At 42.8% G+C, this 10,712-nt stretch carries 11 protein-coding genes; 5 read left to right on the top strand and 6 right to left on the bottom strand.

Going from position 1 to position 10,712, the window contains the following annotated elements; all coding sequences use genetic code 11:
* Nucleotides 1–95 precede the first annotated feature (95 nt).
* Both WKI42_RS07765 and WKI42_RS07760 read right to left on the bottom strand, forming a co-directional pair.
* Nucleotides 96–944, bottom strand: a complete 849-nt coding sequence (locus WKI42_RS07765) for a metal ABC transporter permease (protein ID WP_368081615.1) — start codon at nucleotides 942–944, stop codon at nucleotides 96–98.
* On the bottom strand, nucleotides 941–1,663 hold the full coding sequence (locus WKI42_RS07760) for a metal ABC transporter ATP-binding protein (RefSeq protein WP_203176375.1): 723 nt from the start codon (nucleotides 1,661–1,663) through the stop codon (nucleotides 941–943). Before WKI42_RS07760 ends, WKI42_RS07765 begins: the two co-directional genes overlap by 4 nt.
* Before the next feature lie 177 nt (nucleotides 1,664–1,840).
* Here WKI42_RS07760 and pepO point away from each other — a divergent pair, with 177 nt between their 5' ends.
* Nucleotides 1,841–3,733, top strand: a complete 1,893-nt coding sequence (gene pepO, locus WKI42_RS07755; RefSeq protein WP_368081614.1) for an endopeptidase PepO — start codon at nucleotides 1,841–1,843, stop codon at nucleotides 3,731–3,733.
* Between the two features lie 127 nt (nucleotides 3,734–3,860).
* Here pepO and WKI42_RS07750 read toward each other — a convergent pair whose 3' ends face one another.
* Together WKI42_RS07750 and WKI42_RS07745 are read right to left on the bottom strand one after the other, a co-directional pair.
* Entirely contained in the window at nucleotides 3,861–4,490 is a 630-nt protein-coding gene (locus tag WKI42_RS07750) for an MBL fold metallo-hydrolase (protein ID WP_368081613.1), read from the bottom strand.
* 123 nt (nucleotides 4,491–4,613) lie between these two features.
* Nucleotides 4,614–4,877 carry a hypothetical protein gene (locus WKI42_RS07745; RefSeq protein WP_368081612.1) on the bottom strand — a complete coding sequence of 88 codons (264 nt, stop codon included), beginning with the start codon at nucleotides 4,875–4,877 and terminating at the stop codon, nucleotides 4,614–4,616.
* 345 nt (nucleotides 4,878–5,222) lie between these two features.
* Between WKI42_RS07745 and WKI42_RS07740 the strand changes: the two genes are divergently transcribed.
* The gene (locus WKI42_RS07740) at nucleotides 5,223–7,445 is read left to right on the top strand and encodes a bifunctional (p)ppGpp synthetase/guanosine-3',5'-bis(diphosphate) 3'-pyrophosphohydrolase (protein ID WP_368081611.1); all 2,223 of its coding nucleotides are present in this window, start codon (nucleotides 5,223–5,225) and stop codon (nucleotides 7,443–7,445) included.
* Between the two features lie 29 nt (nucleotides 7,446–7,474).
* On the top strand, nucleotides 7,475–7,918 hold the full coding sequence (gene dtd / locus WKI42_RS07735) for a D-aminoacyl-tRNA deacylase (protein ID WP_368081610.1): 444 nt from the start codon (nucleotides 7,475–7,477) through the stop codon (nucleotides 7,916–7,918).
* Nucleotides 7,919–7,955: 37 nt separating this feature from the next.
* Here the strand turns inward: dtd and WKI42_RS07730 are convergent, their stop codons facing one another.
* On the bottom strand, nucleotides 7,956–8,369 hold the full coding sequence (locus WKI42_RS07730) for a hypothetical protein (protein ID WP_368081609.1): 414 nt from the start codon (nucleotides 8,367–8,369) through the stop codon (nucleotides 7,956–7,958).
* A gap of 163 nt (nucleotides 8,370–8,532) precedes the next feature.
* A complete protein-coding gene (locus WKI42_RS07725; protein ID WP_023946198.1) occupies nucleotides 8,533–9,183 on the bottom strand; it encodes a metal-dependent transcriptional regulator in 651 nt (216 codons plus the stop codon).
* Between the two features lie 111 nt (nucleotides 9,184–9,294).
* On the opposite strand from WKI42_RS07725, the gene WKI42_RS07720 reads away from it, so the two are divergent.
* Together WKI42_RS07720 and WKI42_RS07715 are read left to right on the top strand one after the other, a co-directional pair.
* A complete protein-coding gene (locus WKI42_RS07720) occupies nucleotides 9,295–10,137 on the top strand; it encodes a metallophosphoesterase family protein (RefSeq protein ID WP_368081608.1) in 843 nt (280 codons plus the stop codon).
* A gap of 75 nt (nucleotides 10,138–10,212) precedes the next feature.
* Entirely contained in the window at nucleotides 10,213–10,650 is a 438-nt protein-coding gene (locus WKI42_RS07715) for an Rrf2 family transcriptional regulator (RefSeq protein ID WP_153209743.1), read from the top strand.
* Nucleotides 10,651–10,712: the final 62 nt, after the last annotated feature.

The raw sequence follows: 10,712 nt of genomic DNA, 5'->3' as shown, positions 1-10,712 counted from the left end.
TAGCACATGCTACAAGAGCAATGACGGAAAGAAAGAGAACGAGTAATGTACCTAATTTTTTCATTAGATCCTCCAATTTATTGGGGCTTTGCCCCTTATTTTAACAAATGTTTATTTTTTAGTTTCAAATATCGTTGTTTGGGAGCGATAAAGAAGCTAATGAGAAAGAAACTAGCGGCTGTAAGCACGATACTAGAACCTACCGCAACGTTAAAGCTATAGCCGATAAAGAGTCCCAAAACTGAAGCAGTCGCTCCAAAGGTTGAGGAAAGGAAAATCATACTTTTCAGGCTATTAGCATAGAGATAAGCAGTTGCAGCTGGGGTAATCAGCATGGCTACAATCAGGATAGTTCCGACACTTTGCATGGCTGTCACAGACACGAGAGTCAGGAGTACCATGAGTAAGTAGTGATAGAAATTGACAGGCATTCCCATGGCTTTAGCCAAGAGTTCATCAAAGGATGTTATCAAGAGTTGCTTGAAGAAAATCCAGATTAACAAGAGAATGCCTGCTCCTACACCCATAGTAATAAACATATCCGTATCTTGGACGGCCAGGATATTACCAAAAAGGATATGGAAAAGGTCAGTTGAACTTTTAGCGACACTAACCAAGATGATACCGAGGGCTAAGAAAGAAGAAAAGGTAATGCCGATGGCGGTATCGCTTTTGATAATCGAGTTTCCCTTGATGTAGGTAATGATGATAGCAGCTAGTAGTCCAAAGACAATGGCTCCGATAAAGAAGTCAAGGCCCAAGATAAAGGAGAGGGCTACACCTGGCAAGACAGCATGTGAAATGGCATCTCCCATGAGTGACATCCCGCGTAGAATGATGAAACATCCCACAGCTCCAGCTACGACCCCGATGACAATGGCTGTTATCAAGGCATTTTGTAAGAAATGGAATTTTTGCAATCCATCGATAAATTCTGCAATCATAGGTCACCTCCATTGAAAAAGAGTCGATTACCGTAAGCTTCTTTGAGATTGGCTTCGGTAAAGGTTTCTTTGGTTGGACCAAAGGCAATCACTTCTCGATTGACAAGCAAGACTTGATCGAAGTAGTGGGGAACCTTGCTGAGGTCGTGGTGGACGATGAGAACCGTCTTCCCAGCTTTTTTCAGATCTCTCAGCGTATTCATGATGATTTCCTCACTGACAGAGTCAATCCCAACAAAGGGTTCATCCAAGAGGATATAGTCAGCTTCCTGCACCAAACATCTGGCAATCAAGACCCGCTGGAACTGACCTCCAGACAGTTGGCTGATTTGACGTTCAGCGTAGTCAGCTAGGCCGACGATTTCAAGGGCCTCTTGCACTTTCTTCCAATGTTTAGCATTTAAACTTCGAAAGAGAGGGATAGAGGGAAAGAGCCCTAGCGAGACACATTCCTTGACCTTGATGGGAAAGTTGTAGTCGATATTGATTTTTTGTTCGACATAGGCGATTCGATGTAAGGATTTTTTCACTTCCTTGTCATCGAGAAATGCCTGACCTTGATGTGGGATAATTCCCAGCATACCTTTTAATAGTGTTGATTTCCCAGCGCCGTTTGGACCAATGATACCGGTAATTGTTGGTCCGTGGAGCGCTAGTGAAATATCCTTAAGTGCCAACGTTTCTTTGTAGGAGACACTGAGGTTTTCGATACGTATCATAAACTTATATTCCTCCTGACTCTTAATATACCTTAAAAAAAAAATTAAGTCAAGTTAATTTTTAAAAAAATTAAAATAATAACTGAAAAACAATAGGAAACCTCCGTTCATTTTTAATTGCATTCCCAAGCAATTTTTGTTAAGCTAAAAACAAGTACAAATGAAAGCGAGAACAAGATGACACGTTATCAAGACGATTTTTATGATGCAATCAATGGGGAATGGCAGAAGACTGCTGAAATCCCAGCCGATAAGTCTCAAACGGGAGGTTTTGTGGATTTAGACCAGGAAATTGAAGACTTGATGTTGGCGACAACAGACAAGTGGTTGGCAGGAGAAGAGGTGCCTGAGGATGCTATCTTGGCAAACTTTGTCAAATACCACCGCCTAGTTCGTGATTTTGATAAGAGAGAAGCTGACGGTATCGCACCTGTTTTGCCCCTTCTTAAAGAATTCCAAGAATTAGAGATTTTTGCGGATTTTACAGCTAAACTAGCAGAGTTTGAACTTGCCGGCAAACCTAATTTCCTTCCTTTTGGTGTATCACCAGACTTTATGGATGCCAGAATCAATGTTTTGTGGGCTAGCGCCCCAAGCACGATTTTGCCAGATACGACTTACTATGCTGAAGACCATCCTCAACGCGAAGAGCTATTGACTTTGTGGAAAGAAACCAGTGCAAATCTCCTCAAAGCTTATGATTTCTCTGATGAAGAAATTGAAGACTTGCTAGAGAAAAGACTTGAATTGGATCGTCGAGTAGCAGCAGTGGTGCTTTCTAATGAAGAAAGTTCAGAATATGCTAAACTCTATCATCCATATTCTTATGAAGATTTCAAAAAATTCGCACCTGCCCTACCTTTGGATGACTTCTTCCAAGCCGTTCTTGGACAAGTACCAGACAAGGTGATCGTAGACGAGGAACGTTTCTGGCAAGCAGCAGAGCAATTCTATAGTGAAGAAGCCTGGCCTCTTCTCAAGGCAACCTTGATATTGAGTGTTGTCAATCTTTCAACCAGCTATTTAACAGAAGAAATCCGTGTCTTGTCAGGTGCCTACAGCCGTGCGCTTTCTGGAGTTCCAGAAGCCAAAGACAAGGTCAAGGCAGCCTATCAGTTAGCACAAGGTCCTTTCAAACAAGCCTTGGGTCTCTGGTATGCCCATGAAAAATTCTCTCCAGAAGCTAAGGCGGACGTGGAGAAAAAAGTGGCAACCATGATTGATGTCTATAAGGAACGCTTGGCCAAGAATGACTGGCTAACTCCTGAAACTCGTGATAAGGCCATCGTCAAACTCAATGTAATTAAGCCATATATCGGTTATCCAGAAGAATTGCCAGAACGCTACAAGGACAAGGTAGTGGATGAAACTGCTAGTCTTTTTGACAATGCTCTAGCTTTTGCGCGTGTGGAAATCAAGCACAGTTGGAGCAAGTGGAATCAGTCTGTGGACTATAAGGAGTGGGGCATGCCTGCTCATATGGTCAACGCCTACTACAATCCACAGAAGAACCTGATTGTCTTCCCAGCGGCCATTTTACAAGCACCTTTCTATGACTTGCACCAGTCATCTTCTGCTAACTACGGTGGCATTGGGGCGGTTATTGCCCATGAAATTTCTCACGCCTTTGATACCAACGGAGCTTCCTTTGATGAAAATGGTAGCCTTAAGGATTGGTGGACAGAGAGCGACTATGCTGCCTTCAAGGAGAAAACACAAAAAGTTATTGACCAATTTGATGGACAAGATTCTTATGGAGCAACCATCAACGGTAAATTGACTGTATCAGAAAACGTGGCTGACTTGGGAGGAATCGCTGCAGCGCTTGAAGCAGCTAAGAGAGAACCAGACTTCTCAGCAGAAGAATTCTTCTACAACTTCGGTCGCATCTGGCGCATGAAAGGTCGACCAGAATTTATGAAACTTTTGGCTAGCGTCGATGTGCACGCACCAGCCAAACTCCGTGTCAATGTGCAAGTACCAAACTTCGATGATTTCTTTACAACCTATGATGTCAAAGAAGGAGACGGTATGTGGCGTTCCCCAGAAGAGCGCGTCATTATATGGTAATGCAAAAAATCTAGTCATCAGAAAAAGGCATCCAATCAGGTGTGAAAAACTTGATAGGATGCCTTTTGTAATGGAAAGATTTGCTGTATAGTTTACTTAAAATGCGATAGTCATTGACATCATCTTGCTAGAAAAAAGGATTGAAAGTTTTTTCGTGAGCAATAGTAGTAGCTGGACCATGTCCTGGATAGACATCGTAGTTTGGTAGGGTGAAAAGTTGGGTCTGGATACTATGAAGGAGTTGCTCCATACTACCAGTAGGAAGGTCGGTCCGTCCGATGGTTTCGCGGAACAGAGCATCACCTGTCAAGACTAGGTGAGAGTCAGGAAAAACGATAGAAACACCACCGATAGAGTGCCCTGGTGTTGGCAAGACAGTGAAACGAAATTCCTCTAATTGATATTCTTCATGAAAGACAAAAGTGTGCTCAGCCGGTTTTGCGACCACATCTGCCATATCATCGTGACGAGGGAGGCCAGAGAGATTATCGACGGGAGTATAGAGCCAAGATGCTTCGCTCTCTGCGATATAGACAGGAGGATTGCCAAAAGTGTCGCGCACCAAGTCCAGACTCATGATATGGTCATAATGGGCGTGGGTCAATAGAATGGCACAGATCGGTTTGTTGATCTTCTCGATGGTCTGACGAATGTCGTCCCAATGGCTCCCGGGATCGACAACGATGAGGTGTTTTTCACCTTCTAGGTAATAGGTATTTTCATAGGCAACAGGATTGACGGTTTTATGGATTTTCATATTGGCTCCAATCTCAAAGAATGTACTAAATTAAGTATAGCACAGTTAGGGAGAATAGGTAAGGATTTAGAATGAACTTAAAAACCAGCATGACTAGATGAAGACAGGCTGGTTATCAATTTATCAATATTGGAGAGGTGTCAATTGCCCTTCATAGGTTGCATAAACTCCGTCATTAGCTTGTTTGATAGATGTAATGTTTAGAGTGCCACCGTAGTTGGCTTCTCGTTTATCGCTATATTCACTATAAGTTATCCTACTGGGCAGGTTCTGATCGTTAGCATAGTATTGAACGACTGTTTTTTTATAGCTTTGCTGGTTGAATAGGAACAAACAGCTAACTCCTAAAACTAGGAGAGCAAAGATAGAAATAGCAGTTTTTTTCATAGGTGTTCTCCTTATAAACTAAAGGCTCAAAGAAAGTATCTTGAGGATTTTTAATTCCAAAATCCAGTCAAGGTACCAGTATATGTGACACGAGTTCCACTGTTTAGCTTTCGTATCTTCAGGGAAATTGAGGGAAGTCAGAAAGTCTTTGGGTTACAATATGGTTTCCGTTGGTCTATCTCTCCTTCTATCACCTAAGTTTAAAATCTAACTTCGTAATATATTATATACTAATAATTCTGAATTGTCAATCGATTCTGAATTATTTTTTTCTTATTCTGTTCCAATCTAGTTTTCATATTCTTAAAAAAGTGATAAAATGGTAGGAAGAATTGGAGAGTATAGATGCCAAAAGAAGTGAATTTAACAGGCGAAGAAGTTGTCGCTTTAACCAAAGAATATTTAACGGAAGAGGATGTCCATTTTGTCCATAAGGCCTTGATCTATGCGGTGGAATGCCATAGTGGTCAATATCGCAAATCAGGCGAGCCTTATATCATTCACCCTATCCAAGTGGCAGGTATTTTAGCCAAGCTCAAGCTGGACGCTGTAACGGTAGCTTGTGGTTTCTTGCATGATGTGGTGGAAGATACAGATGCGACCTTGGACGATTTGGAAAGAGAGTTTGGTCCTGATGTACGGGTAATCGTAGATGGGGTTACTAAGCTTGGTAAGGTCGAGTATAAATCGATCGAGGAGCAATTAGCGGAAAACCACCGCAAGATGCTCATGGCTATGTCTGAGGACATCCGCGTTATCTTGGTCAAATTATCTGACCGCTTGCACAATATGCGAACTCTGAAACACCTTCGCAAAGACAAGCAGGAGCGCATTTCCAAAGAAACTATGGAAATCTATGCCCCACTTGCCCACCGTTTGGGGATTTCAAGTGTCAAATGGGAATTGGAAGACCTGTCTTTCCGTTATCTCAATCCTACAGAGTTTTACAAGATTACCCATATGATGAAGGAAAAGCGCAGGGAGCGTGAAGCCTTGGTGGATGAGGTAGTTACAAAATTAGAGGAATATACGACAGATCGTCACTTGAAAGGGAAGATTTACGGTCGCCCCAAGCATATTTACTCGATTTTCCGCAAAATGCAGGATAAGAGAAAACGGTTTGAGGAAATCTATGACCTGATTGCCATTCGTTGTATTTTGGATACCCAAAGTGATGTTTATGCCATGCTTGGTTATGTGCATGAACTTTGGAAACCCATGCCTGGTCGCTTTAAAGACTATATCGCTAACCGCAAAGCCAATGGTTACCAGTCTATTCATACGACTGTTTATGGGCCAAAAGGGCCGATTGAATTTCAGATTCGGACCAAGGAAATGCATGAGGTGGCTGAGTACGGGGTTGCGGCTCACTGGGCTTATAAGAAAGGCATTAAGGGGCAGGTTAACAGCAAAGAATCAGCTATTGGGATGAACTGGATTAAGGAGATGATGGAGCTCCAAGATCAGGCTGATGATGCCAAGGAATTTGTGGATTCAGTTAAGGAAAACTATCTGGCTGAGGAGATTTACGTCTTTACCCCAGATGGAGCTGTTCGTTCCCTTCCAAAAGATTCAGGACCGATTGACTTTGCCTATGAAATCCATACAAAAGTCGGAGAAAAAGCGACGGGTGCCAAGGTCAATGGTCGCATGGTTCCACTGACAACCAAGCTCAAGACAGGGGATCAGGTTGAAATTGTCACCAACCCGAACTCCTTTGGGCCAAGCCGTGACTGGCTCAACATGGTCAAGACCAGCAAGGCGCGCAACAAGATTCGTCAGTTCTTTAAAAATCAAGACAAGGAATTGTCTGTCAACAAGGGTCGTGAAATGCTGATGGCCCAGTTCCAAGAAAATGGCTACGTGGCCAATAAATTTATGGACAAGCGTCATATGGATCAAGTTCTGCAAAAGACCAGCTACAAGACAGAGGAATCCCTCTTTGCGGCTATTGGTTTTGGGGAAATCGGTGCGATTACTGTCTTTAACCGTTTGACTGAAAAGGAACGCCGTGAAGAAGAGCGTGCCAAGGCCAAGGCTGAGGCAGAGGAGCTTGTCAAAGGTGGCGAGATTAAGGTTGAAAATAAAGAAACCATCAAGGTCAAGCATGAGGGTGGTGTGGTCATTGAAGGTGCTTCTGGACTCCTCGTGCGGATTGCCAAGTGTTGTAATCCTGTTCCTGGTGACGATATTGTTGGCTATATAACCAAGGGTCGTGGTGTGGCTATTCACCGTGTGGACTGTATGAACTTACGCGCTCAAGAAAACTACGAGCAACGTCTCCTTGATGTGGAGTGGGAAGACCAGTACTCTAGCTCAAATAAGGAGTATATGGCCCATATCGATATCTATGGCCTCAACCGTACAGGACTGTTGAACGATGTACTGCAAGTTCTTTCAAACACAACCAAGAATATCTCGACAGTCAACGCCCAACCAACCAAGGATATGAAATTTGCCAATATCCATGTGTCCTTCGGCATTGCTAACCTTTCGACGCTGACTACGGTTGTGGACAAGATTAAGAGTGTGCCAGAAGTTTACTCTGTCAAACGGACCAATGGCTAATTGTCCTAGCTCTCACTAGAAAGGTTATTATGAAAATCATTATCCAACGGGTTAAAGAAGCCCAAGTCAGTATCGAAGGTCAGGTTCAGGGAAAAATCAATCAGGGGCTCTTATTGCTGGTGGGTGTTGGACCAGAGGATCAAGAGGAAGATTTGGACTATGCTGTGAGAAAGCTTGTCAACATGCGGATTTTTTCAGACGCAGAAGGCAAGATGAACCTGTCTGTCAAAGATATTGAAGGAGAAATCCTTTCTATTTCTCAGTTTACCCTCTTTGCGGATACTAAGAAAGGCAATCGTCCAGCCTTTACTGGCGCAGCTAAGCCTGATATGGCATCAGATTTCTATGATGCTTTCAATCAAAAACTAGCGCAAGAAGTGCCCGTTCAGACAGGCATCTTTGGAGCAGATATGCAGGTTGAGCTGGTCAATGACGGACCGGTTACCATTATCCTTGATACGAAAAATAGATAAGAAAGACCAAGCCCAACCGGCTTGGTTTTCTCATCTATCATAAAATATTCCAAAATGGAATCGGTTCTTGATAGGCTTGGGGGAAGTCTCTTTTTAGTCTTTGGCTTATGCGATAGGAAAGGATGAGATGTCCTAGGATGAGGAGACTTCCCTGAAGGAAAAGTGGGACACCCCTTAAAAACAGCAAGGAGAGAATGATCAGGCTATCCCATAGGAGGATTTGTAAGGCAAAACGCCAGAATCTTGGTCTAATCTGGGAATAGAGTTGACTAAAGTGGTCACAAAGTTGGTTGGAAAGATAGGTCAACAGCACAGGGTGAAAGAAGATGAGCCAACCACTATAAATCAAAATCCAATCCCAAGTAAGTCCCTCTTTAAATGTCAAAAATGCCAGCATAATTCCATCGATGATAAGGAGTTGAATGGTTTTGATGAAGATGATGTTTTTCATGATAAAACCTCCTTTTTTCATCTGTTAGTGACGTAATAGTTTATATAATTATTATACAATATTTAGCCAAAGGATGAAAGCGCTTGCTATTATTTTTGATATAAAAAATAGATAAGAAAACCCTGAAAATCAAACTTTCAGGGTTGGTTGGGGACTTGAGAAATTAGTTGATTTTCTCGACATAGAGTTGTTTGGCAATGTCCATATTCACTTGTAAATCTTCATTTTTAGTGAGGATAGTGAAGGTATTGCTGAAACCATCAAACTGCTTGACTTGGAGCGGATCTCCGATATGAAGTGAGTGCTTGTCCAGATAATGGAGAATGTCAAAGCTATCGTGCACCCGAGTCAGGCGGTAGGATCCAGCTTCCTTGATATCAGCTAGTGGGAGATTATTGATTTCAACTAGGAGTTCTCCTTTTGCAGGAATGGTACCTCCGTGGGGGCAGGTTTTAGGGAACCCTAGCAGTTTATCCAGTCTTTCCACGAATAAGTCAGAGACAGTATGTTCCAAGACCTCAGCTTCCTCGTGAATCTGGTCACTCGTATAGTCTAAATGATGAACCAGAAAAACTTCAATCAAGCGGTGTTTGCGATAGAGCTCAGAGACCAATTTGAGGCCTAGGTCAGTCAGTAGATAGCCACATTCTTTGTCCTTGAGGATGAGGTTTTCACTCTTCATCCGTTTAATCATTTCAGTTACGGCAGGGGGAGAGACTTGCATGCGGGCAGCAATTTCCTTGTTGGTAATTTTATGCAGGTCTATGCCAATTTCATAAATACATTTTAGATAATCTTCTTTATTCGGGGTCATTCGCTTCCTCTTGTCTAATATCTTTATCTAGTATATCAAAAAAAGCTAGATTTCTCTAGCTATGACTTTTTATGTTATACTTATTGCAAGAGAAAAAACGAGGAGATGAATATGACAAAAATAGCTCTTCTTTCAGATATTCATGGAAATACCACTGCCTTGGAGGCTGTTTTGGCAGATGCTCGGCATCTAGGAGTGGATGAATACTGGCTTTTGGGAGATATTCTCATGCCAGGGACAGGGCGTAGAAGGATTTTGGACTTGTTGGATCAACTACCGATTACGGCTAGAGTTTTGGGAAACTGGGAAGACAGTCTGTGGCATGGTGTCCGCAAGGAATTGGATAATACTCGTCCCAGCCAACGCTATCTCTTGCGTCAGTGCCAGTATGTTTTAGAGGAAATTTCCTTAGAAGAAATTGAACTGCTCCATAGTCAACCTCTCCAGATTCATCGTCAGTTTGGTGATTTGACAGTTGGAATTAGTCATCATTTGCCTGATAAGAACTGGGGGCGAGAGTTGATTCATACTGGAGCGCAAGAGGATTTTGACCGCTTGGTGACCAATCCTCCCTGTGATATTGCTGTTTATGGCCATATTCACCAGCAGTTGCTTCGTTACGGGACTGGTGGACAATTGATTGTCAATCCGGGTTCGATTGGGCAGCCTTTCTTTTTGGATGCCCAGTTGCGGAAGGATTTGCGGGCCCAGTATATGATTTTGGAGTTTGATGAGAAGGGTTTGGTAGATATGGACTTCCGACGGGTGGACTACGATGTGGCAGCTGAATTGCAGCTGGCTAAAGACCTGAGACTTCCCTATTTTGAGGTTTACTATGAAAGTCTGGTCAATGGTATCCACCATACCCACAATCAGGAATTTCTGAGAGAATTAGCTCAGAAAGAGGGCTACGATCGGGAGTTAGACCACTGGTTAAAAGGTGGTAACGATTGACATTACAACTAAAAAGGGTATAATAAAAGAAAAAGAAGAGTAGAGGCAGGGATGCCTCGTAAAAAGGAGAAGAGGATGCAAATTCCAAGTAGATTTACCATTGCGACTCATATGCTGATAATCATTGCCCTCGAGGGGAAGGAAAGCAAGGTGACCAGTGATTTTCTGGCTGCTAGTGTCGGGGTCAATCCTGTCATTATCAGAAAGACCTTGTCCCAATTGAAGAAGGCAGAGCTGATTTCAGTCGCGCGCGGAACAGGGGGAACAGAGATTGTTAAGGATCTCAAAGACATTAGTCTATTAGATGTTTATCAGGCGGTTGAGTGTCTTGGTAAGACTGGTCAACTCTTTAGTTTCCATGACAATCCAAATCCAAATTGCCCTGTAGGAGCTCGTATTCATGATGTTTTGGATCAAAAATTGGAGAGAATTCAGTTGGCTATGGAGGCTGAACTTGGTCAGACCAGTTTAGAACAAGTCGTGGCTGATGCAGAGAGTCAGATGAAGGAGTGATTTTTTCTTTAATACTCTTCGAAAATCTCTTCAAACCACGTCAGCTTCGCCTTGCCGTACTT

Origin of the sequence: Streptococcus pseudopneumoniae, from assembly GCF_038148935.1 — a bacterium.
GTDB lineage: Bacteria > Bacillota > Bacilli > Lactobacillales > Streptococcaceae > Streptococcus > Streptococcus pseudopneumoniae_U.
This window is presented reverse-complemented; position numbering and strand designations above follow the sequence as displayed.